Source organism: Trichocoleus desertorum ATA4-8-CV12 (assembly GCA_019358975.1).
Classification (GTDB): Bacteria; Cyanobacteriota; Cyanobacteriia; order FACHB-46; family FACHB-46; genus Trichocoleus; species Trichocoleus desertorum_A.
The window spans coordinates 12762-39537 of sequence record JAHHIL010000015.1 but is presented as its reverse complement, the minus strand read 5'-3'; the positions used below and the strand labels follow the sequence as shown (position 1 = coordinate 39537).

Here is a 26776-nt window from a genome sequence, read left to right as displayed (position 1 = left end):
TTAAGCACTTTACTCACACTCACTCTACGTATAGGTAGAGCCTCAACAGTCTCAGACTATCACTCAAGCATGACAGGGGTTCAGCCTTCTGATAGTGCCATCAGCCCTAGCCAAACCGCTAATCTAAGAGCAATAAGAACGCGCAATGCGAAATCAAGAAAGATTTTTAACGCTTTGTTGCACAACACTTGTTTACTGAAGAGGACATAACAATGAATATTTTGGCTTGGATCGTATTAGGTTTGATTGCGGGTGCTATTGCAAAAGCTATCTATCCTGGCCGTCAAGGTGGTGGCATTCTTGGCACCATGATCTTAGGAATCATCGGTGCATTCTTGGGTGGATCGCTCTATACCTTCCTAACCACGGGGAGCCTGGCCTTAGGAGCTGCTGGCTTGAGTATTGGTGGTATTGTGGTCTCCGTCTTAGGTGCAATTGTGGCTCTGTTCATCTACTACGCTGTCACTAGCCGTAGCAGTGTTCACTAAATTCACTCAGTTCTGAAATGATCAGAAGACACAACCTTCTTGAATAATCGATAGCTAATCAAGCCTCTGTTTAATACAGGGGCTTTTGCTATGTCTAGAAGTGCATATAGGCCCAATAGAAACTAACAGGTAGAAATTAACAAGTAGAAATTAACAGAAATGTAGCTTCTACCGACTTAACGTACAGTAAAAGCTACAGCAAAATGAACATTAATAGCTTGGAACCTTTAGGTTCTCTTACAACTTAAATCATTTCAGGTTGGCTATTCGTCCGTCGATGGTTGAGTCAGTCTCTCTAACTAAGGATGAGAGCTAGCTGAGTCTAGATGTGTCCTAGCCTCTTCCTGAAGATGAACGCTTAGCTGCCCTTGCCTCCAACTCCTGTCTAGGCTTAGTAAGTTTGACATTGAGCGTTTCTAGTTTGCGCTTGTTAAGCTAAAGCATTTTTGGCGTCACTCTAGAGAAGTAGTTGATGGCTTTACATAATGGTTCATTTAAGTGTACGGCGCTACGATCGCCTGAGTCTGAAACCGCTGAAAGCGTTATGGCTGGGCTGTGTCTTGGGTCTGATGTTTCTTCCCTGAGCTTGTTTTAGGGTGGAAGCAACGGCTCAAGCAGTACGACATTTTGTGGATTGAATCGCTTGAGAAAGCGAAAATATCCTTTCTAGGGTGGCTAGGGTCTTTGCTGGTATAGCGAAAGGAGGGAGATATGAGTGCTGAAGAACTGATGCAGAGATATGCAGCGGGGGAAAGAGACTTTAGTGCGATCGCTCTCAGTGAGGCAGTCCTAGAAGGGGTTGATCTCAACGGAGTCCTGCTGGCGGGTGCATCCTTAGATGGGGCCAACTTACGCCGAGCCAACCTCAGTCATGCGGATTTAAGTGGAGCCGACCTCAACGGCGCAGATTTAACTCAAGCAGACTTGAGCGGAGCCGATCTCAGGGATGCCATCTTAGACGGAGCTACCTTGGAAGGCGCGATTCTAGACGGTGCGAACTTAAGTCAGGCTGACCTAAAAGTTGCCAATATTGTCCAAGCCGATCTGAGTCATGCGCGGTTACAACAAGCAGATTTGAGTGGCGCGAATTTGGAAGGGGCAGACTTGAGTGGGGCGGATTTGGCGATCGCAGACCTCCACCAAGCTAATTTACATCAAGCCTCTTTAGAGGAAGCCAACCTGAGCGGTGCGAATCTAGAGGAAACAAATTTAGAAGGCACGATTTTGGAAGGGGGCGACAGTAATTTAGCCACCTAGGGAGCGGCTTGATCGAATGCTGAACTTGTGGCGGCTTGTGGTTAGAGAGCGATCGCTCTTACCCTAGGGAACGTCCAGCAAGAGCATAGTTTCATGTCCGCTCAAATTCGTGACCTCTATCCCGCGATCGCACCCTATCGTACCGGAACACTACAAGTCTCCGAGCTGCATACGCTTTATTTTGAAGAGTCTGGCAACCCACAAGGCAAGCCAGTTGTGTTTCTACATGGGGGGCCAGGGGGTGGCAGTATTGCTCGCTATCGCCAATATTTTGATGCTGATCAGTGGCGGCTTGTTGTGTTTGATCAACGAGGCTGTGGTCGCAGCAAGCCACATGCCGAACTGAGAGAGAACACCACTTGGGATCTCGTCGAGGATATTGAAAAACTGCGATCGCATTTGGGCATTGAGCAATGGGTTGTGTTTGGTGGTAGTTGGGGCAGTACTCTCTCCCTGGCTTACAGCCAAACCTATCCAGAACGCTGTCTGGGTCTGATTTTGCGCGGTATCTTTATGCTGCGTCAAAAAGAGTTGCAATGGTTTTATCAAGAGGGAGCCAGCTATATCTTTCCCGATGCCTGGGAAGCCTATCTGCAACCCATTCCGCCAGCAGAACGGCATGATCTGATCGCGGCTTATCATCGGCGTTTGACTAGTCCAGATCTACAGGTGCGTCTTGAAGCGGCTCGGGCTTGGTCGGTGTGGGAAGCGACTACGAGTAAGCTCTATCCCGATTCAGACCTGCAAGCCAGATTTGCAGAGTCCGACTTTGCCGATGCCTTTGCTCGGATTGAATGCCATTACTTTGTTAATCGCGGTTTCTTTGAACCAGAAGATCAGCTGCTTCAGAATGTCGGTCGAATTCGCCATATCCCGGCGGTGATTGTGCAAGGTCGCTATGATGTAGTCTGCCCGATGATTTCGGCTTGGGAATTGCATCAAGTTTGGCCAGAAGCAGAGTTTATTGTGGTGCCAGATGCAGGACACTCGATGATGGAACCAGGAATTCGCACCGCTTTGCTGGAGGCTACCGATAAATTTGCGGCTCAATCTTAGAAGAGGTGTTGGTTAGAGCAGTAAAACAGTGAATGCTACCTCTAAGCGAACTCAGCAGCGATCGCCCAAATTCCTGCTATCCGGATTTTGTCTTTTTTGGGTCAGAAATCCGGATGATTCACTTTTCTCTCGTAAGACTTTTGTAAACCTTCGGAGAAGTGAAAGGGATTTAATTCGTTGTCCGTCATTTAGTATCGCTGCTGTCATGTTGTCATCCAGGGAGAGCACTATATATGTACCGGACAAAATCGTATGCAACCCTCACAGCCGTTTGTGTAGCTCTCATTTCATCCTTAGCACCGCTGGCCCTGCCTATGTCAGCGATCGCCAACTCAGTCAGGCCATCCGTCAAAGATGGGCCAGGAGGTCGTACTTCGGGTGGTTCTCGACCTGGAACTTGCCTGGGACGCAACTCGATTACGGCTCTGATTCCGGCGGCACAAACTAAAGGTCTCACCACAGAGCGCTTTCCCACGCTCTTTTTCCACGTTCCGCCTACCGCTGCTAAAACCGCTGAATTCGTTTTGCAAAACGAAAACAAACAACAGGTCTACAGAACGAAACTGCGGCTCGCTGGGCAACCAGGTGTTACGAGCTTCAAACTGCCCCCTGTTGCTACCTCCGGGCTAGAAGCGGGCAAAAGCTATCGTTGGTTTTTCTCAGTCATTTGCGATGAGGTGGCACCCGATAAATCAGGCAATCCTTTTGTGATGGGATGGATCAAACATGTCAACCCCAATCCTGCTTTGGTGCAGCAGTTGCGGCAGGCCAGCCCTCGCGATCGCGTTGCTCTCTACCAGCAATCGGGTTTTTGGTACGAAGCGTTGAATACCTTGGCCCAGTTGCGCCGCTCTGCTCCTCGCGATGCCGCTTTAGCTAAGGATTGGGTTAATCTATTAAGATCCGCTGGTCTCGATCGCGTCACTAGAGAACCCTTGGTGCAGTTCTCCGCCCTCGAACCCATCGATCTTGCTCAGAAGTAGCCGCAAGTGTAGGCAATCAATTCCTCATTCCGCAGTTCCTCAGCAGGATGTATATCCTCTAGCAACCTGTAGGGGCATAGCATTCAGCTATCAAAGTACAACGTTAGTACTAGATTTTAACCTGAATGTTATGCCCAGTGCAAAGTTCATGCAATCAACTAGCCACGCTATCCCTTGAAGGGTTTAGCATTTGGAGCGATATATGATGTTTTTTGTGCCTCCATCTATGTCCAAATGCTAAACCCCTACCGCGTTCTTCCACCTGCGGAAAATTTTTGCATTGATTCTCTACGAAAAACGATCGCGATCGTGAGGCGCATCAAAGTCAATAATGGGGCCTTTGGGGACGATGCCAGTGGGGTTTACCTTGGGATGGCTCTTATAATAGTGCAGCTTAATGTGGTCTAAGTAGCAGGTAGGTTTGACTTCTGGGTATTGGTAAATGTCTTTGAGGTAGTTCCACAAGTTGGGATAGTCGGCAATCCGTCGCAGATTGCATTTGAAGTGGCTGTAGTAAACCGCATCAAACCGTAGCAACGTTGTGAACATGCAAATGTCTGCTTCCGTCAGGCGATCGCCACAGAGATACCGTTGCTGACTCAGGACTTGCTCCCAATGGTCGAGGGCGTCAAACAATTCCGTGACGGCTTCCTCGTAGGCTGACTGTTGAGTGGCAAACCCAGCTCGATACACCCCGTTGTTAATTGGTTGGTAAATGGCATCAATGGTTTGCTCGATTTGCGATCGCAGATTTTCTGGATAATAGCTCGTCTCTTTTTGAGCGATCGCCCCGAACTCTGTATCTAACATGCGAATGATTTCGCGGGATTCGTTGTTGACGATGGTGTTAGTATGCTTATCCCACAACACCGGAACTGTGACTCGTCCCGTATAATCAGGTTCTACTTTGAGATAGACCTCGCGCAAATATTTTGTCTGATTTACCGTGTCAGGAATAGAGCCAGGATAATCCGAAAAAAACCAGCCCTCTTCTCCCATGATTGGATCAACGACTGAGAGGGTAATCGCAGGCTCTAAGCCCTTCAGTTGGCGCATGATAGCGGTACGGTGTGCCCAAGGACAAGCCCAACAAATATAGAGATGGTAGCGATCGGATTCGGCCTTGAATCCACTAGACCCATCAGCAGTAATTTGATGGCGGAAGGTGGTGGAGGGTCTTAAAAAGCGGCCTTGAGTGTCTTCTTGTTCCCTCTCTGTCATCCATTGGCCTTTCACCAACATACCCAGACCCATGCTGACCTCCTGTTGCGTCAATTGCAGTGACCTGAGTTCAAGCCACCTCTCTTTCTCTGATTATGAACTACGGCAAAATTTTTGTTCGGGCTTATCTTTAACCCACTTGGGTAGGAGTCAGAGGCAGTTCTACGATGAAGCAGGTTTGTCTCGCTGCACTTTCTACTGCAATGGTGCCTCCCAAATGTTCAGCGAGTTTTTGGACCAAAGCCAGTCCTAAGCCTGTTCCACCTTGTTTCCACGGGTCTGTGCTTGGCACTCGGTAGAACTTGTCAAAAATATAAGGTAGCTCCGCCGCCGGAATTTCGACGCCAAAGTTAGTGACCTTGAGTTGCACCTGCCCCGGCGCTGCATGGACAGAGACTACAATCTCTTCACCGGGCGGGGTGTACTTACAGGCGTTGTTCAACAACTCCGCCAGAATTCGGGTCAAGCTGGAAGCATGGGAAAGAATAGGAGGTAAGCGCGTTGGTAATTCTAGTCGCAAGCGCTGCTCCCGCCCTCTAGCTCGGTCATAAAAGGGTTGGACAACGCCTCGAATCCACTCTTGGGGCTGGATAATTTCTAGAGTTAGTGGTTGGCTGCCTACCTCCAAACGCTGCAAATCGAGCAAGTCGTTGATCAGGCTAATCTCCCGGTTGCACTCATCTTTCAAGACCTGCAAATAGCGAGCAGTTTTACTGGATGCCTGAGGGAGAAAGGTTTCGCGTTGGAGGCTCAACTCCAGCATTTGGATCGCCATTTTAATGTTGCAAACCGGAGTTCTCAATTCGTGAGAAACCGTACTGAGAAAATCATCTTTAAGCCGATTTAACTTCTCTAGCTCTCGGACTTGAGCTTGTGCTTCTTGATAGAGTCGGGCTTGGCGAATGGCGATCGCGCATTGATTGGTCACTTGCTGGACTAAGCGAATTTCTAGTTCACTAAATGCTGCTTCTCTAGAGCGGAACAGCCACAAATCCCCGATCGCTCCTTGGTCATCAAAAATCGGGCAAGCCAACATTGATACGCGATCCCGGCAAGGATTGGGCACGATTTCGCAAAATTGGAAATATTGTCCTTGCAAGAGTTGGCTATACAGTTCAGGGAAATCTGCCATTTTCAACACTCGCCCCCAGGATGCGGGGAGAGAAGTGGTGTACTCATAGCAGATCGTGGAAGTGGTGTAGTTAGCGTCGTAGAGTGCTGTATCACAACAGGCGACTTGCAACACCAAGGCCAGTTCCCGCACCGCTGTCTGCAAAATTTGGCTTTCGTCTAGGCTGTCGCGCACTTTGTCCGTAATCCGCTTTAGCATGGCTTCAAAGTTGAGCGCTTGCTGGAGCTGGACAGTTCGTTCCTCCACTTGCGACTCCAAGGCCGAATTGAGTCGTTGCACTTGCTGATATAGCTCCGACTGTTGAATCGCGATCGCTACTTGAGTCGCTAACTCTTCTAGGAAATTCACTTCTGGTGGCAACCACTGCCGAGGCGCACTACAGTGATGGGCAATCAATAAGCCCCACAACTGCTCACCTTGCAAGATTGGCACCACCAAGCTGGCTTTTATCTGTAAGGGAGCCAACATCTCGACATAGCAAGGAGCAACCTCAGCAGCGTCGAGATCAGCGATCGCTCGGATGGTGTGGCGACGTGTTGCTCGGCCAGCAATGGGAGCAAAACAGCGATCGTGAATCACCCGACCCAGGATAGGTTTCCACCCTTCTGTCACCGACTCCACACTCACGACCCCGCTACCATCCGGGTTAAATCGAAAAATAATCGCTCGATCGGTTTTGAGAAACTGCCGCACCTCGGCAACGGTCGTATTGAGAATTTCTTCTAAGTTCAATGACTGGTGGATGCGTTGGGCAATTAATCGCATTAAGCGTTCGCGATCGGTCTGCTTTTGCAAAGCTCGCTCAGCTCGTTTCCGTTCGGTAATGTCTCGTGAGTTGGTGACAATGCCCATGACAGACGGATCGTCTAGCAGATTCATCCCAGTGGACTGCACAAAGCGCCAAGTGCCGTCTTGGTGCATAAAGCGAAACTCAATGGAGAGTGAGGGTAATACGCCTGCGATCAAGTCTCTAAAGGCTTGAGCCACATATTCCACATCTTCGGGGTGAATCAGTTCTAGCGCGTTCCTGCCCACTAATTCCTGCGGCGAGTGCCCCATGACGCGTTCAACTGCGGGGCTTTGATAGCGCACCGTTCCATCAGCTTCCAGAATGGCAATAATATCGGAACTGTTTTGAATCAGCGATCGCCATTTGGCTTCACTTTGGGCCAACGCCGTTTCTGCTTGCTGCCGCTGAGTAATATCTCGAAAACTCCACACTCGACCGACGATTTGATCGCCTAAGCGTTGCGGTTTAGAGTAGCGCTCGACCACTCTGCCATCTTTAAATTCGATCAAGTCCTGCACTTCTGCATCAGGTTGCCTTTGTACAGCTTGAATCTTGGTTAAGAAGATATTGGGATCTTTTATTTGAGCGGCCAAGAATTGCAAGCGCTCTTCACCCCGCGAGGGGGCCATCAACTCCTCCGAAATTCCCCACATTTCTATCAGTTTGCGGTTGGCACACAACACTTGACAATCTGCTCCAATGGCCATGATGCCGTCGGCAGTAGACTCCAGGGTGGCACGTAGCAATGCCAGGGATTGCTCTAAGGCTGCTCCTGCTTGCTTATAAGCTGTGACATCATGAACGACGACACACAAAAATGACCAGTAGTGGTTGCTGACGACATGGGCACTCACTTCCACTTCAATCAAGGAGCCGTCTTTACGACGATATTGCCGCTCCCCGATGAAATAACGCTTTTGAGCCAAAACTTGTTGAATATTTCGCTCAATGTCCGCGCGATCGTGAGCGACTACATCGTAGAGAGTCAAGGCTGACAGTTCCTCGGCGCTATAGCCCAATAAGCCTTGGCAGGCGGCGTTGGTTTCTAGTAACCGTTTGGTTTCCACATCAACCAAGAAGATTCCTTCTGTAGCTTGCTCGACCACTGCTCGATAGCGGGCCTCACTCATTTGCAAAGCAATTTCTGCTTGGCGGCGCTCAGTGATATCGAGCATGACTCCGCGCAATTGTAAAGGCTGGGTGTCAGGTACGAGCGTAATCATGTCTCTGAACCATACCAATTGCCCATTCTGGGCGATCATGCGGTATTCTAGCGTGTGGTTTCGTCGCGCTTGAGTTTCCCGATGACAAGTCTCGACTACCCAGGTGCGATCGTCTGGGTGAATATGATTGAGCCAAAATTGCGGATCTCTTAACCAATCGGCGAGGGGATAGCCTAGAATTCGTTCGGCTTTGGGACTGACAAAGGAGAACTGGAGACTGTCAGCTTCGCCTTCCCAAACAATACCCTCTACTGAATCCACCAGATGCTGGTATTGCTGCTGTTGCGATCGCTGCAAGGCCAATTCTGTTTGTCGCCGCTCCGTAATATCCAGGCCAGTGCCAATCATGTATTCAACTTTGCCGTCACCATCTACGATCGCTGTATTAGACCAAGCAATTAAGCGAGGGATACCTGTCTTCGTAACCCAGTGATTTTCGTACTCGTTAGGAAACAACCCAGCTTGTAACTGACTAAAGCCAGCTTTGACACCTGCGATTTCTTCTGGCAACAGCAGAATATCCCAGAAAGGAATGCCTTTGACTTCAGCAAATGTGTATCCAGTTACGCGTTGGCAGGCTCGATTGAAGCGAATGATCTGTCCTTGAGGGTCTAGGACGACAATTAAGTTGGCGACAGTATCGAGCACAGCCGCAATGAAGTTGCGTTCTTGTTGCAGTCCTGCCTCGGCTTGCTTCCACTCAGTAATGTCTTCACACAATAGTTGCACGGTCGCCCCAAGCAAATCGCTAGGGCAGCTACCCTCAAGGTTGATAGTTGGTTCTATAGCTGGTTGTCCAAAAGCCTCTGGTTGCGCAAAAGCTTCTGGTTGTACAAAAGCTTTCACCCATATCACCCGTCCATTTTTACAAATCTGCCGCAATTCCCAGTAGTGATTGTGAGCAATCTCTGTCTTTACTCCTGCTGACGGAGGTCTGACATTTTGCAAACACTCATTTAACTTTATCCGCAGAAAATCCTGATCCTCCGGGTGGAATAGGTGAAAAACTGAGCTGCCAATCAACTCCTGTACGGTGTAACCCAGACAGGCTGCACCTAGCGGGTTCACCGTCGCAATGGTGCCTGTGGCGTCTAAAGCAAGCTGAATTGAGGAGCTTTGTTTGTATGACGGGCGATATTGCTGCACTTCCACACTAATTGGGTGCGAGTTGGCTGAAAATACTTGATACTTAGCACCTAAGTTAGGGGATGGCAACTCACCTGAAGCGGCTGATCTAGACGAAAACTGGCACCAGTACGGTTGTGGATCAGAAGTCATTGGTTCAACTGACGGATGAAGTGCAGAGCGAATGATGAGGTGAGACTAAAACGACAAAACTATTTGATCAAAATGCTTAGTTATATATACTTAGCAACGCCAATCGAGAACTATCCTGAGCGACTTCTGACTCACAGTCCCTCACAATGGCTACTTAGCCTTAGATCCACTGGGTTGAGGTCTTGCACCCGCCAGGCGGACTGTTAATCAGGGTTACGGATAATCAGGGTGACGGAGTTTGGTGGTCGGGGACATCAACATACTCAAATCCTGCAATACGAGTTCTAGATTTGAGTGGTTATAAAGCAGTTTAACGATATTTCTACGGATGCCCCATTGTATCTATTTAACTGCCGACCTTGGTTTCTGGTTAATTAAGTTTTGCTCTCGGAAAGCAAAGCTGTTGTAAGCATGTCTGCTCTGGCGGAGTGAGGTCCCGCCATTGACCTGGCTCTAGCCCTGCCAATTGGAGGTGGGCGATCGCAACTCGTACCAGGCGCAGAGTCGGAAACCCCACCGCTGCGGTCATGCGACGCACTTGACGATTTTTGCCTTCTGTTAAGGTCATGTCCAACCAAGCAGTCGGGACATTTTTACGAAACCGAATGGGTGGCTCGCGGGGGGGCAAATTAGGCTCCGTTGGCAGTAATGTCACTTGGGCAGGGCGAGTTTGGTAGCCTTGAATCGTCACGCCTTGGCGCAATTGAGCTAAAGCGGCGGCATCGGGGACTCGCTCTACCTGCACCCAATAAGTACGCGGATGTTGAAATTGCGGGTCACTGAGGCGGTGTTGTAGTTGACCGTGATTGGTCAGTAGGAGCAAGCCTTCGCTGTCTCGATCCAAGCGACCGACTGGGTAAATTCCGGGGACTGGAATATAGTTTTTGAGAGTCTGACGAGGGGTTTCAGCACTATTGTCTGTAAATTGCGTCAGCACGTCGTACGGCTTATAGAACAGCAGGTAACGATAAGGCACGAAAATTTAGCACAGAATCCAGACCCCTTATTGTCTCTTATTAGGCTCGCACTTGTGGATGCTCTGCTTGCAAAGCGACGACTACTTTTCGATATTCTGCTTCTAGGCGAGCCAACCATTCCCCAGGATTCAGGTCTTCAGCGTTTTGAGTAGCCTGTAAGTCTTGGCACACTTCACAGAGGGTTACTGCACCGATATGGGTGCTCGTCACTTGCAAGGTATGGATGGCATGCTTCAGGGCGATCGCGTCTTGACTCTCTAAAGCGGCGGCGATCGCTTGTAGCAGTTTAGGAGTGTCTTCTAAATAAGTATCAATAATTTCTTGTAAAAGCGCGTCTGCTTCCTCCCCTCCCAACTCTCGCAAAGCCTCTAGCGCTTGGGGATCGATCACGACTGCGGTAGCCGATGTGGAGCTAGCCACCGCAGAAACTATGTGAGAGGGACAACGCAAGAGCGCTTGCATCAATTCTTCGGTGCGAATGGGTTTGCTGATATAGTCGTCCATGCCTGCTTTTAGGCAAGCTTCGCGATCGCCCTGCATCGCATTTGCGGTCATCGCAACCAGTCGGGGACGCTGGCTGGGAGACCAATGCTGATGAATCTGTCGAGTCGCCGTCAAGCCATCCATTTCTGGCATTTGTACATCCATCAGTACCACATCATAGGTTTGGCGCTGTAAGGCATCCAGCACTTCCAGGCCATTCCCTGCCACATCTGCGCGATAGCCCATTTTCTCTAGCAGGCGTAAGGCCACTTTCTGATTCACCACATTGTCTTCAGCCAGCAACAGGCGGAGGGGATGGCGATCGCCTAAGCCTTGATCAAACTTAGGGAGAGGCTGAGCATGGCTAGTTAGAATCGGTTGGGCTCCCATGACTTGCAAGAGCGCATTGTAAAGCTGGGTTTGTTTGACAGGCTTAGTCAGAAAGGCGGCAAACTTAGCGGCGATCGCCTGAGCATTCACTTCCGGTCGGCCTAGAGACGTGAGCATCACTAAGGGCAAGGTTTGGCACCCTGGCAACTGGCGAATCGCATCTGCCAAAGTCAGGCCATTCATCCCTGGCATTTGCATATCTAAAATCACCAGGTCGAACGATGGCTGCTCTTGTAAACATGCCAAAGCAGCAGTACCGGAATCTACAGTTTCAGGCTGCATCTGCCAGGACTGCGCTTGCAGACACAAAATTCGTCGGTTCGTGGCGTTGTCATCGACGATTAACAGCCGCTTCCCAGTTAATTGGGCTTGAGAGCTGGCTAGATTCAAGGGGGCTAAGTCTGGTGCGGCTGGCGCTAAAACTGTGAAATAAAACGTTGAGCCTTGATCCAATTGAGTTTCTACCCACATCCGACCGCCCATCATCTGGCTGAGGCGTTGACTAATGACCAACCCCAGACCCGTGCCACCATACTGCCGAGTCGTAGAAGAGTCGGCTTGGCTGAAAGATTTAAACAAGCGATCGAGGCGATCGAGTGGGATACCAATCCCGGTATCTTTGACCGCAAAACAAATTTCGTAGACCTTGCCCCCGTCTTTCAAGCTGGATGGTGGCTCAATCCTTTGCAATCGTTGGTTAGGGGCGAAACCCGCCTTAACAGAAACCACGACCTCTCCAGCATGGGTAAATTTCACTGCATTACTCAGCAAGTTGACCAAAATCTGCCGAATCCGGGTAATATCTCCGATCAGTTGCTGTGGTACGGCTGGATCAATCCAATAAGTTAGCTCTAGATTTTTCTCAGAAGCCCTGGAAGCGAGTAGGTCTAAACACTCCTCCACACAGGTTCGTAATTCAAAGGGTTGCTCCTCTAGCTCTAGCTTGCCAGATTCAATTTTAGAGAAATCTAGAATGTCATTAATAATGGTCAGCAACGCATCTCCACTGCTGCGAATCGTCTCTACAAAGTCTCGCTGCTGCTCGCTAAGAGGGGTATCAAGTAACAATCCTGTCATGCCAATGACTGCATTCATGGGCGTGCGGATTTCGTGACTCATGGTCGCTAGAAACTCACTTCTCGCTTGGAGTAAAGAGTTGACCCGAAGGCGATCGTGCAGAACTACAACCCCTGTGGTGACCGTGGTTAAGATCAAAGGGGCAGCGACGGGTACCCAATAGCCCGCCTTAAACACCAGCAAGCTGACCAGACTCCAGCCCAGACAGATGCCGATCCAGAGGCCAATTTGCTGGCTGGTATTCCAACGGCTCAGCACCCAGCTCAAACCAGGGCCAGCTAACAGCAATAGCCAACTCCAACTTTGCGGGGGACGGCGCAACCAATTCTGCTGCAAGAGATTGCTAATGACTGCTGCGTGGAGATGCACCCCACTGGCAGAGGGATTGCGATTAAAAGGGGTAGGCAGTGGATCAAACCCAATCGCTGTCATGCCCACTAAAACAATTTTGTTCTTAAAGGCAGTGTTAGGTACTTGCCCTTGCAATACGGCAGCATAAGAATATTGCTGAATTCGCTGGGCTGAACCCGGCCAATTGACCCATAGCGGTTGATTCAGCGGTGGTAGTTGAACGGGTTCCTGAACTAAGGAATACACTTGCACCGCCACTAATCCGAGAGCTGCTACGCCTTTCACTTGGGGTTGGATGCTGCGAGTCACGCCATCTGCGTCCTCCTGTTTGGCCACATGGCCAACGTCAACTGCGGCAGTTTTTAGGGGTGGGCTGATGTGTAAAGGAGTGCCGAGATAGTCCCATGCTTGGGCTAACACGACATGGCCTTGCTGCTGCATTGCTGCTGCTAATTTGGCATCTTGAGGAGTGGGTTCTGACAGAATGACATCAAAGGCGATCGCGCTCGGTTCTGCTTTGGTTAAGCGCTGCAATAGCTGGGTGTGGTACTGTCGGGGCCAAGGAAACAGACCATATTTTTTGAGACTGGGTTCATCAATGGCAACAACCACCACTCGCTCATCCCAAGCTTGGTCTCCCCGCAGCCGAAATAACAGCCGATAGGACAACTGTTCTAAAGGTTGCCAGGCTCCTACCTTGAGCAGCCCAACCACAATGAGGGCAGTGATGCCACCAGGTAGCAGCCGCCATCCCCATTCACGGAACTGCCAATTCATAAATTTGCTGTTTTCCCAAGGGAGTTCTGACTACAGCCCGAATCCGCCGCTGGCGCGGCAGTGCAACTCTGACATCAAATTGACCTTCGCGATCGAGGCTGAGGGGTTGATCGTTCACTAATACCAGATTAACAACATCCACTTGTCCAGCAATTCGCGCTTGGTTATTGCCTACGGCCTCCAAGACTTGGAGTTGCAATCGAGTATCTTCTCGTAATGGGGTGGGAGGTAAGGGTGCTTCTCCAGGGATGACCAAACTTTGGAACCCAGCTTGAATGGGGACGCTGGCTCCTTGAGCGATCGCGGCTACTTTGCCTTCTAAGGTGGCGACCCCAGTTTTGCCATCTGGCTGCACACTCACGCCAAATTCAGTGCCACGCACTGCACTCAGACCCGCAGGTGAGAGAATTTCTAAGCGCGAATTAGGATTGGTGAAGGGTCTTACTTGTAGGCGGGCTTGTCCCCCTGTCACCTGTAGCCGCGTCACTTGGCCGCCACTAGCTAGCCGTTCTAGTTGTAAAACTCGGATATTGGTATTTTCGGAAACTTTAATAAAGCCAATCCCAGTATCTACGGCTAAAACAGCGCTGGATTTAGCAGCCGTTTGAACCCCATCACCTACCGCTTGGATGCGACTGCCATTTTTAGCTGGTTGCAATTTTTGACCTTGGTACAGACTGACGGTTCCTTGAATCTGCCGTACCTCTAGCCAGCGATTCACGCGGACTTTTAAGGATTGAGCGATCGCTAGGTCAGCCATTGTTAGCAGACTGATTCCTAATACAAATAGGAGAAGTGATTGCACCCAAGTCCGTTTCAAAGCCAGTTCCTCAGTGTTCAGCTTATTGACGTTGTTGACGACATCGAACCGAGCAATGGTCCCTCAGGCTATCAGATTGGTTCGATGTTGTTTGTACAGCTCAATATCGCCAGTGCAGAAGTTAACACTAGCTATTCTCTGATCATGCCCAGTTGTTACCGTATCACTACAGCTAGGCTGTTACATCTTTTACAAGGATTGTAAAGAATACACTTGTTAAAGATTTTGCTGGGGTGTTGGGGTTGGGCGATCGCTCTCTATCCTCAATCAATCCTGACTCGAAAGCGCACAAAACCAAAATTTTGGCCAGGAGTGCTAGAAATTTCTCCTAAGTTGACAATGACAGACCCATTAGCGTTATTTTGAGCACTGGCAGGACAAGCATTGCCGTTGGGGAGAGGCGCTAGAGGTGTGAAGAAATTGCCTTCATCCGTATCTACACTATTGGTCAGTGCCTTCTCAGCACTCGCTTGGTTGAGTCGTAACCCATTACCTACCCCAAAGCTATCGCGAGCAAAGGTGGTGCCGACGGGAATTGGGTCACAGAGGCTAGTAGCCGTGGCGGGTGCTGTTCCGTCTGAGAGGAAGTAGAGTGTGTACTCGACTAAATCTCCACTCCGTAAAGAAAGTGTGCTAGGTAAATTGACATTTCCAATAGGAGTTAATTGAGTCCAGCCCGCTGCCGTGTCGTTGGGGTCGGTCGGATCATCAAAAAAGCGATCGAAGGTTTGAGTTCTGCCACGCTGTTCCACAGCTGTAATCCGCTTTAGTAATCTTAGCTGCGGTTCTCCTACAGGAAGTGGTTCTGGCTGAACCACAGTTGGCTGGTTTTCATCTGGATTACCGTCACCATTGGGGTCAGGGTTAATGCCATTGGTGGATTCGTCTTGGGTGTCTGTACCTCCTGGCCCTTCGCCAGTGCCTAGAACTGTGTTGGGGAAGGGACCGAGCTGGCCATTGGCTGTGACTTGAACACTAAAAGTGACAGTGGCAGTTTGCCCAACTGCTAAGGTCGTGTTGATAGGCAGGAGGTTGGGGTCACTGTTACCGTTAAAGGCAGGATTAACAGCCAGAGTTGCACTGCTGGGAGCAGTAGCAATGCTGAAGGTAGTAGGAGGTCCAAAGGTCGTTGTTAAGTTCTCTACCAGTCGTAAGTTGTTGATCGGGACATTGCCCAGGTTGCTGACGGTGACGCTGTAGGGCACGGTGAAGACGCCATTGCTGTTACTGATAACTCCTCCTGCTTGCTTGGCAACACCGAGCTTGGGTGTTTCAGTGAAGCTGACAAGTGTAGGCTGGTTTTCATCTGGATTAGTGTCGCCATTGGGGTCAGGGTTAATGCCATTGGTGGATTCGTCACGAATGTCTGTACCTCCTGGTCCTTGGCCAGTGCCTAGAACCGTGTTGGGGAAGGGACCGGGCTGACCATTAGGTGTTACTTGCACACTAAAAGTGACAGTGGCAGTTTGTCCGACTGCTAAGGCCGTGGTGCCCGCTAAGAGGTTAGGGTCACTGTTGCCATTAAAGGCAGGGTTGACTGCCAGAGTGGGACTAGTCGGTGCCGTAGCAATGGTGAAAGTACTAGGAGGCCCAAACGTTGTAGTGAGGTTTTCGGCCAGTTGTAGGCTATTGATTGGGACATTGCCCAAGTTGCTAACTGTGACGGTATAGGGCACAGTGAAGACGCCATTCCCGTTGTCAACGACTGCCCCTGCTTGCTTCGCAACACCCAGCTTAGGGGCTGCAACTAGAGTCACTGGGGTAGGGTCATTTTCTCCTGACTCATTTGGGATGCCGTTGCTATTGGGGTCTGGATTAGTCCCTGCATCAGAAGTATCTTGAACCGTGACATCGCCTGCATTTCCGGTAACGATCGCACTGTTGTTGAAGGGACCAAGTCCTTCGGGTCCTGTTCCGGGCGTGATAGTGATGTTGAAGGTAATGGTGGCACTGTCACCTGGTTGCCCAGTTGCAGCGAGTGTATTGCCAGGAGCGAGGATATTGCGATCGCTGCTGCCATTAAAGTTAGGGTTAACGCTTAAGGTTGGGCTTTGAACTCCAGAAACGGCAAAGCCAGCTGCATTGGCAAAAGTAGCGGCTAAGTCGTCCGTCACTTGCACATTTGTAATGGCATCGACCCCATAGTTGCGGACAGTAAGGCTGTAAGGCACAGTAAAGGTGCCATCGGGATTACTAACAGCTGTTCCCGCTTGTTTGGCAATTCCAACATTAGGAATGCACTGCCGCAGGCCGATCGCGGTATGACCGAAATCATCACCGCTGACTGTATTGGCGCGATCCACGATCGCCAGAGTAATGTTTGTATCGGTGGGCAGCGTCGTAAATGAGAATTGTACAGGTAGCCATTCACCGCCTAGACCATTGGGAACACTACGAGGTACGGCAATCTGGGGGCCCAGGTTAGAGGCAGTGTTCCCCCGTCTAATCTGTAATTGAATTTGAGGATCAGCGGCGTTGGGGTCAGCAGTAGCGCTCAGGAGATTGTCAAAATAGGCAATAAAGTTGTAGGTGGTGCTGGGACTAACAGTAACTGTTTGCTGCCAAATCGCAGGATCAGAAAATTCTCCAGGCCCAGGATTGGGTGAAATCTCGTTCCCCTGCAAATCCTGGTTAGGGTTGGAATAAAGAAACGTGTTGGATGGAGGTGCTCCATTCTCAGGATCTCCTGGAAAAACAGGCGTTGCTTGCCTACTGACCACGACCCCATTTGCATAAGTGACAGGGCCAGTCTGAATTGAGATGCCACCTCGCGGACCCCGTGGTCCCAATGGACCGTTGACCCCTCGGTCATCGGGGTAAACTGCATCGCCTCGGTACGGCAAATCGCTGCTAAAGCCTGCGGCTGGGTTAATGTTTGGTTCAGATCCCCCGCCTAAGATGTTGTAGTTACCGTTGAAAACTAGGTTGTCAGCCGCTAGCGTGGTACCCACTGGACATTTGGCTCCCAGGGAAGGTACTTGGGCGATCGCTTTTTTTGAAAAAGGTTCGAGGCTAGCCACAACGAAGGGGATGATGAGGGCTACGCGAGTTAGGCGGTGCAACGCTGGTATGGCAGACATAGCTAAATTAATTCACTCCTCTGACTGATTGCTGGCGGTGCTATGGAGTTGTATTTGGTGTAGGGGCAACGGGAGCGAAGGCAGTAGGGTTAACTTGCGATTCCTGTTGCTGACGGGGAGTTGTTTTTTGCAGACCAAAGCCATCAAACAGCTCATTCAGTTTTAGGTTCAAGCCCAAGTACAAGCCACCACGGGAGCGATCGCCGTTGAAGTCGCGATCGTCTACATCTCCGAAACTATAACCAGCAGCGAGTCGCAGATTTGGGGTGAGATAGTAGCCCGCTTCCACCACCCAACCCAGTTCGCTGTAGTCGGTGGCGGGTTGAGTGAGCCAACGTACCTCCCCGGCTACATCCATCCGGTAGCCCAAGCGGTAGGTGGTGCGTAATTGCGCCAAAGAAATGGTGTTGGTGTTGGATAGGTCTTGGGCGCGGTAGGAGGTGCTGTTTCGCAGTGCATACTTGCCGTAGAACTCCCAGCGCCAATCTGGGGCGTAGATCGCTTCTGCGGCAAATAAATGATCGGTCGCGTCGTCATCGCGTCGCCCAAACAGAAAGGTTTCCGGGGAAGTGGCAGGGTTGAGGCGGTACTCATAGCGCAACAGGGCATTAAAGCGATCGCTACGAGGATCGCGGTAGGCAAGTCCCAGCTTGAAATTTGCAGTATCGCCCAAAACTGCTAGGAGCTGATTGGAAGCACTCGCTTGTTGGTAACGGGCCAACGCTGTGAGGGCAGGAGAAACTTTGCCCGCTGCGGCTGCCGAAATAACCGTATTGCTGCCCGCTGAGGAGGTACGATGCTCAAACCGAGCACTGGCCTTGAAGTTAGGATTATCGGTATATTCCAGACCCACGCCGTAGCTATCTCCAGAAAGCAAGCCTAACGCCGCTGCACCTTGCCCGGTGGCAAAGGGTTGAGCAAATCGTTCTCCTGCGGCGGTGCGTCCGAGCAAATTGCTAAAGATATGCTCATAACTCAGGTTTAAGCGCAGTCCCGGTGCGATCGCCCAGCGATGATTTAAGCCAACAGCCCCTTGTCCGGTGAAGCCATTGAATCCGCTTAGGACTGAGTAGCGCCCTGTGATGCTGGTATTTTCTGATAAGTAATGCTCCAGAATCGTATCGAGGCTGGTAATGGAGGTATCCCCCAACAAGCCACCTGACGACAATTGGTGCGCTAAGCGAACCGTCACACCTGGATAAGCTGCCCAATCTAAACCAAAGGTGGTGCGATCGGGATAAAGCGGGTCGATTTCGCCTAGATTCAGTTCATTTTGGGCTTTGAACGTCAGACTTTCTGTTAAAGGCAGGGCAAAGCGGGAGACCAATTGGCTAGCATCACCTTCAAACAGTTCTGGGGTGGCTCGGTCTTCGCGATCGCGGTTCACCCATTCCAGACTTAAGTCTGCTGAGCCGAGCTTTTGCTGAACCCCAGCGCTGAATGTAGTTAAGGTATTGTTGACGGCGCTGCCCGGAATTGGCTCAGGCGCAGGGTTAAACAAATCCGGGATGGTGGTGCGTACCAGCGGCGCAATACCGTAGTTAGTCTCGCGATCGAACAAGAAGCTAAGTTTAGTGGTGTCACTGAGAGCAGTTGCTAGCGCTGCGCCATAACGGGTTTGCCCTGGTGTAAAGCTAACAGTCGCGTTGTTGTTGAAGCCTTCATCTACTGATCGATAGTAAGCTTGGCCTGCGATCGCCGAAGTGATCTTGCCGGAGAGTTCTAGGCGGTAGGCCGAACCTGTGAGGTTGCCGCGAAATAGCGAGTCATAACTGGAACGCGCCACCTCCCCCATCAGTTGTCCATCAGTGCCAAGGGGGAAGAAGAAGTCGAGGCCGTACAGTTCAAAGTCTTGAGCGCCTTGATCTTCGCGTAAATAGCTGAACCCTGTCCAACTTTCGCGATCGAACTTACGGGAGAAGTTGTACTGGAGCCGTCCGGCGTAGAGATTGGTGTCGCCGTCGCCAGCGGTTTCGTGCTGGTAAGTGATGACAATGCGACGGACTAAGCTTTGGCCTAGGGGGTTCAGCTCTACCGCTAGAATCGGACGACGGAATATCAAAGAGCCGCGATCGTAGTCAATTTCGTAATCAGGGCCGCGATTTAAGGCTTTCCGCTCTAGGACGGTGCCTGGACGATTAATTTCTTCAGTTTCGAGAAAAACGTTTTCGCTGCCAGGGATGACTAAGCGACGAGATAGGAAGTAGTAACCACTTGTCCCATCGGGCACCAGGGTGTCTCGCTGAAATCCTTGAATGTTGTTGCCGTACAACAGGGTGGCTTGCAGATTGCCCAGGTTGTAGTTGCCCTTAAAACCATGCAACTGGCGATTGGTCGCTGTAAATAACTGCGAAGTCCGGGCAAACTCTAGAGTGTTGTAATCGCCCCACATGCCATAGTCTGGCTCTGCTCCTGCCACGGGAGACGTGCGCTCGAAGCGGAGGTAGACGCTATCAGTAGAAGGCGTGAGGTAAGTAGAGGTGGAACTGTCGCCGTAAACCGGATAATTCTGCTCGCAAAACTGGATATCTCGGAACAGCCGATTGGTGCCGTCACAAGTTTCGTTTAGCGATCGCTGGCTGTTATAGGCTCCAGTAAACAACCACTCCCCAACTGCACCAATGCCAAACACCGCCGCATTCACATCAACGCGAGTGTCATCATCGAGCAGTTCTGGGTCTAAAAAGTCGCGAAAACTATCGTAAAAGTCGGTGCCCCCTGGGCCAATCCGCAGGTTAACTGAGCCAGTCACCAACGAAGGCCGCAGGTTGGTAATAAACTCAACTTGGGTGTAGGCTTCAATTTCTTCTATTTGCCCGGTAGGAGTGGCAATTCCTCCGCTGGGTTGTAGTAAAGTTTCGGTTGGCGCTGACGAATCTGACTCGTCTTCCAGGTCTACAGCGGCTCGGACTCTGACTTTCTGGGCTTCTAGGGTGGATTGCAGTTGAGCGGTGAATTGCCCTTGCTGCACCACCACCTGGAAACCAAGGCGATCTGGGTCTTGATCAGCTCCAACGAATTGACCCGCACTAGCAGTGAGCGTGGCGATCGCATTGACCGAAAGCAACTCACCTTGCTGATTTAGAAGGCGGCCTTGAAGTGTGACGGTAGAGCGACCATCGGCAACCACACGGGGATCGTCCACAGGTGAGATTTCTAGGCGAATCGTGCGGCTCTGAGAAATTCTAGCTGCTGGAAGCGTCGGAGCCGTGGTCTCAGTGTTACCGCTGGTTGGATTGTTATTAGTGGGTGCTTCCGAGGCTTCGGGACTTTGAGATTCTTGAGAATTTTCAGGTGCCTGAGCTGTTAGGGATGAGGTGGTCGAGGGCAGCGCTACGCTAGAAACAGGGGCAACTACAGTCGGAGCTTCAGTGTCACTGAGGCTTGAGGTAGGTTCACTATTAAATGCCAGTCCAGAAGAATTCGCGATCGCAAAATTGACTTTGTCCGGATGGAGCGGGTGAGCATCCGTAAAGGTAAACGCAACCCCAGATGTTGTTTTCGGAGACTCTGGTGGTTGTAACAGAAATTGAGATTGTAAGTTTGAAGGCTGGAAAACCTCTGTGCTATGAACAGGAGCCGTAATCCCCAGTGTTCCTATAGTGCTTGTCAATAAACTTAGACGAATGATCGTCTGGCTCGAAAGAGCTGTCCCTCTCATATATTTGGTCCGCCAATCAGCGAATCGCTAAAAATAATGCTCCGAAACCGGAGCCGAGCATGAGATAAAGGAACACCCGATGGCAGTAGGCAGAAGCAGTCCGGGCAGTAGTCCTGGCTAAGACGGAGCTTTTGTCCAAGTACATCTACGGAGAGATGTAGCAAAGGCAATAGACTATCAGTCTCTATAGGCAGCTGTCAAACCTTACAGGTGCTACTCAGGAAATCATTATTGAATCAAAGCTAGATTACCGAGTTGACTGCTCTCCAAAGGCTGGAGTTACTGCAAAATTCATTCGGGCTAAGCTACCTGGTGCCAAACGAACCAGACGAGATTGGCTGTTGGCCTCAATGCGGTAAAGGTTCGGTGCGAGGGTATACCCTGGTAGACTAGTGAGATCCAGCGCTCCTGTGCGATTTCCAGCGATGACGTTGGCAACTGAGAACAAGCCGTTAGCATCAGTAACAATACGGTTGCCGTCATCCATAAAGACTACAGCATTGGGAACTCCTGGTTCTCCGGGTTGCTGTTCGCCGTCAAAGTTTTTATCCACAAAGACTCGTCCCAGAATGGTGCCGCAATCAGACAAAATACCAGGGCGAATCCGGACTAGGAAACTAGCGGTGTTGCTTCTGATCTCACGGGTGCCAGTGTTGCCGATCGCAGAAGCTAAGTTGCGACCACTGCCTCGAATCGCGTCAGGGGTCAAGACCACGGAGTAGGTGAGGCTGAGGGTTTGTTGGGGTGCCAGACCGTTGGGAACGGCGATCGCGATCGTACGGTTATTAAGGGTTGGCTCTGGCAGAGCGACTGGGGTTGTAGTTGTGCTACTGCCCACTGTACCTTGCAGAGACTTAGGAGTGAATTGCATGCCTAAGGGCAACACATCTTGCACGACTAAGCTGTTGATAGCGGCTGTACCTGTATTGCGGACGAGCAAGCGGTAGGTAACGGTATCTCCGGGTTCGGCGGCAGAGCGATCGCCCGTTTTTACTACCTCCAAATCTGCTACATCCGTCACAGCCGTAAACGTAGTGGGGTTAGATGGCACCGTCCTAGGCGTGTCACTGTTGGGTGCTCTGAAAATCACAGAACCCGTGTTGGAAATTTGTAGCGTCTCCTGAGTTACGCCTGGTAGAACCTGAAGTAACCCAACTCCGGGTAGAAGCAGGGTTACAAGCCAGAATCTGTGTTGCCACAGCGGTATCAGCCCTTTCATTCGCTTTGTTCTAACTCGTAGATGTTGAAGTGATTTCCTAGTAGAGTCCCTGAGGTGGGGAAGGCGATCGCTACAAATTTCCTCAACCTACCGCAAGATTACAGTAGGTGCAAGCTAACGCTTCTCTGAAGCCACAGTTACTCCAAATCGCTCCCTCAGTCAGATATCCTGAAGCCAGTAGGTTCTAATCGGAAGTAATCGCGATTTTGAGGCTGCGACAGAATTCTTCGATCGCTTGCAAACCTTGAGCTGGAGTACCATCGGCTAGACGCTTGACAAAGGCACTGCCCACAATTACTGCATCTGCACCCCAATCCATTACTTGCCGCGCGTGCTCTGGTTGAGAAATCCCAAACCCCACTCCAATTGGCTTATCGGTAATGGTGCGTAAATCCATCAAGATGTCTTGGGCGCGAGCTTCCAGTTGAGTGCGGATTCCAGTCACACCCGTAACACTCACCAAGTAAATAAAGCCTTCGGCTTGCCGAGCGATCGCCTCAATTCGCTCTTTGGGGCTGGTCGGAGCCACCAACAACACGACTTCAACCCCTAAATTGGCTGCTGTTTGAATTAAGATCTCCGATTCTTCCAGCGGTAAATCTGGCACGACTAAGCCTTTGACCCCAGCATCGGCAATCTGCTTGAGGAAGTTCTCAATGCCTTGATTCAGGATCGGGTTGTAATAAGTAAACAGAACAATCGGCGCTCTGAGTTCTGGGCTGACTTGCCGCACCATTTCGAGCACTGCCTCTAGCCGAGTGCCCCGTTGCAAAGCGCGAGTCGCAGCCGCTTGGATGACAGGCCCATCCGCGAGAGGGTCTGAGTAAGGCACCCCCAACTCAATTAAGTCGGCCCCACTACGGTCCAAGATCCGGAGCGCTTCCGCCGTTGTCGCTAAATCGGGATCTCCGGCTGTGATGAAGGGGATCAGAGCACATTGACCGCGATCGCGGAGGGATTCAAAACACTGAGAAACCGATGTCATCCGAATAATTTATCTACGAGTTAACTCAATATAAAAACTAGCTGATTTTAGGTAAGTTACCTAATTTGATCAGCATTGAATCAGCAACTAAGTTTCCCAGAGCCTGCGAGATTTTAGATCTGCGTTGGCGTTGAGTCTTGAGTAGAAGATTGCTGCTCCTGCTCAATTTCTGCTTGAATTTTCGCCAACTCTTCTGGCGTCAGTTCCTCTAGCCGTTTTTGCAAGACTGCTTCTCGATAATCCTGTACCTGCTGGTTGTATGTCATCTTTTGGGTCAGTGCTCTTGCCAGATAGGTGAGCAACCAGCCCACCAACCCAGCCACAAGCACCGCCTGACTCCAGATGCCGGCCTCTACGCTATCTAGCCCGACGAACTGGAGTAGCAAGTACATCAAGCCGCCCGCCACAAAAATGGCTAGACCAATTCCGAAAACGTCAATGCGCCGCATCTATGCCTGCCAATAAAAACCCATTTATGCTTCAATCTGGCGCTTCTGGGGCCGAAAATTGAGAAACGGCGCTAAAAGCAAAAGGCCAGGGAAGAAGAAGAAAACTAGGAAGTACATGAAAGCCCGCTCGAAAGAGCTAGCAATATACCAACGTTTCTGCAAGTAGAAAAACAAGGCCAAGGGCACAACCAGCAGGTAAGCACCGCCTAGGGCTGCGTACAGAACCAAAGACAAGATAGTGTTTGAAGAAAGTGCAGTCAGCATAGAGGTTGAAGGAAACTACTGAACAATAGGTGTTGACCTAAGCGGCATCAGCTCAACGAAGGCTGCAACATGCATCTCTTCCATTATTCTACGTGGAGTCATCATTTGCTGTTGATCTCTGGATTGATCTCCACTCAACCACGCTTGTTTATTCCTGATTTCTGCCCTCTACCCCTGTCACTTGCCCTCTAGCCACACTTCCTCAAGCAATTTTTTCCAGAAATCTTGCATAAATTCCCTATTTGATGTCCAATAAACAAGGTGCCCTGCAAAAAACAATTGCAGGTCTGCTGAGGTGGAGCATGCCATCCACAATACTTAGCAGCTCTTTACTGACTATGTAGTGAGTTCAAGGCACATTTAACGGGGGTGTGGCGGAATGGCAGACGCTACGGACTTAAAAAATTGAGCCTTATCAGAGAAATTTGATAAGTGGATGCTCTCAAACTCAGGGAAACCTAAATCTGGCCGTTATAGCGGCAGACATGGCAATCCTGAGCCAAGCCGATTCAGACCACAATGAGTTGCAATTCAACCCTGTACTCATTTGTCCAACCTGATCGGAAGGTGCAGAGGCCCGACGGGAGCTACCCTAACGTTAAGTCGAGGGTAAAGGGAGGGTCCAATTCTCAAAGCCAAATTTCTGTGGTCATCAGTACTAGCAGAAGGTAGTAGCGAAAGCTACAGGAGAATGAAAATCCGTTGACCGCAAGGTCGTGAGGGTTCAAGTCCCTCCACCCCCATGTAATCAGCCAATAAGCGTTTAAGCTGATAAACGAGGAATTCTCTGAATTAACTTGCTCGGTAGAATTCCTGCCGCCGATTTGGCTGTCAACTTTTTTGTGGTGGGCCTGAAGGTGGCGATCGCCCTAGATGCTCTAGAGAACGAGTTTGGCTATACCCGTAATTTCTGCACTCCTCAGCCCTCGACTTGTATCTTTTGAGGCTCTAGCGTTACCCTCAAAGGAGGCATGCCTGAAACTATAGAACTTAATCCGAAGGGGTGAACTATTTCCCTGATGCTCTCCCCTATGATGACTGGTAAATTAGCTGGTTTAGTTTTACTTACAATAAGTGAGTACTAAAAAATACAGCCTTGATCGCTGCTGGTGGCAGGCGATCGCCAACTTTGGAGCTAAAACCCTGCAATTGTGTGCTGTAGCTCTGGTTTTTTAGTCTTAAGTTCACAGGTGGCACTACTTTTGGGGGAAAGAATGGGCAAACAAAAAACTTTAGAGTAAGCTGATATTTTCTTTGAATCTCGTCATTAGCTGTTATTTGCGATGAAGTGAGATGTTGCCAGAAGTAAGGCTGATTAGCTAGTCATAAGGGTAACATTGTTGCACTTTAAGCCAATAATCCTTTTACCGTGAATCCTGTTTGAGTTCTGTAATAATGATTGGGGACGTTTTGACAAGCGATCGCCATACCGACTCCTCCAACAAATCTCATAAACCGAAGCGTAGTACACAACAAGCTCAGGAAGTTTTGTTCAATTTCTTGTTGGAAATTGTCAATACCTGGGCTCCTGAGGATGTTCTTTTAGAATTCAAACGTCTATTTATTCATCACGCAGATTCTAGTAGTTCTGCGGTCGTGCCTGCTCTATACGAAATTGTTTTTGCGAATAACGAAGAAGAATTTAGAAACACTCTTAAGCGCTCTTGCTACATTCTGGTTAACAACTGGGGAACCAAGCGACACCATAAAGCAATTCAAGATTTAATTCAGATTTTCTCTGATTCATCAATTACTCGTTACACAGTTTCTCCAACTTTAAAGCGTTTAAGAGGTTGGATTTTAAGCTTTGTTAATAGTCAGGATTTTGAAGAGCTTAAGTTATTTGTTTCTAGGTATGATGATCAGGGAAGTCATTGGACTCAAAGGTATACTGCGTTTCTATTAGTTCCTCAATATGTTGATTTAAAGAATCCAATTGAGCAACGAGAAGCTGCTAGAACCCTTTCTAAACAATTAAAAGATCGATTTAAGTTTGATTTGGCAATGTATATTGCTAGATCCCAATCGGGTAATGTAGGCGGAAAAACCCATAGAAATCCGACTGCGTTGGGCGATGAGGTGCTGCGCTTAACCAAGGCTATTGTTGCCCGACGAGGCCCGTTTAACTATGCTAATGTAGCCAATATTTTTCTCAAGCAAACTCAGCATCTGACGTACAAAGAATTTAAGGCTAGCTTGCAGGAGTACTTAGCTTTTTCGCTAGAAAACCAAGAATTTGTTGAAACGCTCCGTAAAAAGCTATCTGAAAAGTTTGCATCACTGTATGAAAGCTACCATGATGAAGCTTTGAGTAGCGCTCTTTTACTCAGAACTTGTAATCGTGTAATTGAATATTTAACGATTGAAGGCCAAAAAGAACCCTCGCCTTTGTTTGTCTTGCTTTTATCTCAAGGCAACCCCCTGACTTTGGTGATTGTCTTACTTAAAATTGTTTTAATCTGTGGTCATACTCGTACTCATCTAGAAGCTTGTATCGCTGAATTAGTCCGCTACTATGAAAACTTTTCGGAAGAAGAGTGCGAGTGGGTCATTACGTTTATGGAAGTGTTCAACATTACTTTTGCTATTTATGCCGAAAATGTGGAATACAACTTGATCAAGATGAACAAACCCTCTGGCTCATCCTCGACTCATCTAGATACTTACGTTATATTCTCGCAGCTAAAAAATGATGACATTTTAGGCTCAATGACTGAGGCTGAACCTGGGCTTGATGGCTTCGATCCTGATATGTTGCCTGATACGAACTAAAATAGCTATGGGAGTTCTTCTTTAAGGCTGCTTCTAAGTTCGC

General features: G+C 49.7%; 17 protein-coding genes. 6 read left to right on the top strand and 11 right to left on the bottom strand.

The features are described 5' to 3' along the window. Positions 1-212: 212 nt before the first annotated feature. The 4 genes from KME12_13120 to KME12_13105 all read left to right on the top strand — a co-directional run bounded on the left by KME12_13120 (position 213) and on the right by KME12_13105 (position 3784). On the top strand, positions 213-488 hold the full coding sequence (locus tag KME12_13120) for a GlsB/YeaQ/YmgE family stress response membrane protein (GenBank protein ID MBW4488723.1): 276 nt from the start codon (positions 213-215) through the stop codon (positions 486-488). Positions 489-1199: 711 nt separating this feature from the next. Continuing rightward, a complete protein-coding gene (locus tag KME12_13115) occupies positions 1200-1745 on the top strand; it encodes a pentapeptide repeat-containing protein (GenBank protein ID MBW4488722.1) in 546 nt (181 codons plus the stop codon). Positions 1746-1850: 105 nt separating this feature from the next. Continuing rightward, positions 1851-2801: a prolyl aminopeptidase gene (pip, locus tag KME12_13110; protein ID MBW4488721.1), complete on the top strand. Its 951-nt coding sequence runs from the start codon at positions 1851-1853 to the stop codon at positions 2799-2801. A gap of 233 nt (positions 2802-3034) precedes the next feature. Then, positions 3035-3784, top strand: a complete 750-nt coding sequence (locus tag KME12_13105) for a DUF928 domain-containing protein (protein ID MBW4488720.1) — start codon at positions 3035-3037, stop codon at positions 3782-3784. Between the two features lie 288 nt (positions 3785-4072). On the opposite strand, the gene KME12_13100 is transcribed toward KME12_13105, so the two are convergent. From KME12_13100 to KME12_13050, 11 genes are all read right to left on the bottom strand, one after another. Continuing rightward, positions 4073-5032 (bottom strand): glutathione S-transferase family protein, encoded by a 960-nt coding sequence (locus tag KME12_13100; GenBank protein MBW4488719.1) that lies wholly within the window; start codon positions 5030-5032, stop codon positions 4073-4075. A gap of 103 nt (positions 5033-5135) precedes the next feature. Further along, on the bottom strand, positions 5136-9428 hold the full coding sequence (locus KME12_13095; protein MBW4488718.1) for a PAS domain S-box protein: 4293 nt from the start codon (positions 9426-9428) through the stop codon (positions 5136-5138). Positions 9429-9798: 370 nt separating this feature from the next. Then, positions 9799-10404 carry a pseudouridine synthase gene (locus KME12_13090; GenBank protein MBW4488717.1) on the bottom strand — a complete coding sequence of 202 codons (606 nt, stop codon included), beginning with the start codon at positions 10402-10404 and terminating at the stop codon, positions 9799-9801. A gap of 40 nt (positions 10405-10444) precedes the next feature. Beyond that, a complete protein-coding gene (locus KME12_13085) occupies positions 10445-13483 on the bottom strand; it encodes a CHASE2 domain-containing protein (protein MBW4488716.1) in 3039 nt (1012 codons plus the stop codon). Further along, the gene (locus KME12_13080) at positions 13464-14303 is read right to left on the bottom strand and encodes a FecR domain-containing protein (GenBank protein MBW4488715.1); all 840 of its coding nucleotides are present in this window, start codon (positions 14301-14303) and stop codon (positions 13464-13466) included. The genes KME12_13085 and KME12_13080 overlap by 20 nt, the downstream gene beginning before the upstream one ends. A gap of 263 nt (positions 14304-14566) precedes the next feature. Next, the gene (locus tag KME12_13075; GenBank protein MBW4488714.1) at positions 14567-17383 is read right to left on the bottom strand and encodes a DUF11 domain-containing protein; all 2817 of its coding nucleotides are present in this window, start codon (positions 17381-17383) and stop codon (positions 14567-14569) included. Positions 17384-17423: 40 nt separating this feature from the next. Beyond that, positions 17424-20996: an OprO/OprP family phosphate-selective porin gene (locus KME12_13070; protein MBW4488713.1), complete on the bottom strand. Its 3573-nt coding sequence runs from the start codon at positions 20994-20996 to the stop codon at positions 17424-17426. Between the two features lie 295 nt (positions 20997-21291). Then, complete coding sequence (locus KME12_13065) at positions 21292-22263, bottom strand: DUF11 domain-containing protein (GenBank protein MBW4488712.1); 972 nt, start codon at positions 22261-22263, stop codon at positions 21292-21294. Positions 22264-22447: 184 nt separating this feature from the next. Next, positions 22448-23248 carry a tryptophan synthase subunit alpha gene (gene trpA / locus KME12_13060; GenBank protein ID MBW4488711.1) on the bottom strand — a complete coding sequence of 267 codons (801 nt, stop codon included), beginning with the start codon at positions 23246-23248 and terminating at the stop codon, positions 22448-22450. 113 nt (positions 23249-23361) lie between these two features. After that, a complete protein-coding gene (locus KME12_13055; GenBank protein ID MBW4488710.1) occupies positions 23362-23697 on the bottom strand; it encodes a DUF3007 family protein in 336 nt (111 codons plus the stop codon). 24 nt (positions 23698-23721) lie between these two features. After that, a complete protein-coding gene (locus tag KME12_13050) occupies positions 23722-23961 on the bottom strand; it encodes an NAD(P)H-quinone oxidoreductase subunit L (protein MBW4488709.1) in 240 nt (79 codons plus the stop codon). A gap of 797 nt (positions 23962-24758) precedes the next feature. Between KME12_13050 and KME12_13045 the strand changes: the two genes are divergently transcribed. Both KME12_13045 and KME12_13040 read left to right on the top strand, forming a co-directional pair. After that, on the top strand, positions 24759-24905 hold the full coding sequence (locus tag KME12_13045) for a hypothetical protein (protein ID MBW4488708.1): 147 nt from the start codon (positions 24759-24761) through the stop codon (positions 24903-24905). Positions 24906-25356: 451 nt separating this feature from the next. Beyond that, a complete protein-coding gene (locus KME12_13040; protein ID MBW4488707.1) occupies positions 25357-26733 on the top strand; it encodes a hypothetical protein in 1377 nt (458 codons plus the stop codon). Positions 26734-26776: the final 43 nt, after the last annotated feature.

What these genes read in the sequence shown, in the direction of transcription:
- KME12_13120 (MBW4488723.1), top strand. Translation starts at nt 213, where the DNA reads ATGAATATTTTGGCTTGGATCGTATTAGGTTTGATTGCGGGTGCTATT.
- KME12_13115 (MBW4488722.1), top strand. Translation starts at nt 1,200, where the DNA reads ATGAGTGCTGAAGAACTGATGCAGAGATATGCAGCGGGGGAAAGAGAC.
- KME12_13105 (MBW4488720.1), top strand. Translation starts at nt 3,035, where the DNA reads ATGTACCGGACAAAATCGTATGCAACCCTCACAGCCGTTTGTGTAGCT.
- KME12_13095 (MBW4488718.1), bottom strand. Translation starts at nt 9,428, where the DNA reads ATGACTTCTGATCCACAACCGTACTGGTGCCAGTTTTCGTCTAGATCA.
- KME12_13085 (MBW4488716.1), bottom strand. Translation starts at nt 13,483, where the DNA reads ATGAATTGGCAGTTCCGTGAATGGGGATGGCGGCTGCTACCTGGTGGC.
- KME12_13075 (MBW4488714.1), bottom strand. Translation starts at nt 17,383, where the DNA reads ATGTCTGCCATACCAGCGTTGCACCGCCTAACTCGCGTAGCCCTCATC.
- KME12_13065 (MBW4488712.1), bottom strand. Translation starts at nt 22,263, where the DNA reads ATGAAAGGGCTGATACCGCTGTGGCAACACAGATTCTGGCTTGTAACC.
- trpA (MBW4488711.1), bottom strand. Translation starts at nt 23,248, where the DNA reads ATGACATCGGTTTCTCAGTGTTTTGAATCCCTCCGCGATCGCGGTCAA.
- KME12_13055 (MBW4488710.1), bottom strand. Translation starts at nt 23,697, where the DNA reads ATGCGGCGCATTGACGTTTTCGGAATTGGTCTAGCCATTTTTGTGGCG.
- KME12_13050 (MBW4488709.1), bottom strand. Translation starts at nt 23,961, where the DNA reads ATGCTGACTGCACTTTCTTCAAACACTATCTTGTCTTTGGTTCTGTAC.
- KME12_13040 (MBW4488707.1), top strand. Translation starts at nt 25,357, where the DNA reads ATGATTGGGGACGTTTTGACAAGCGATCGCCATACCGACTCCTCCAAC.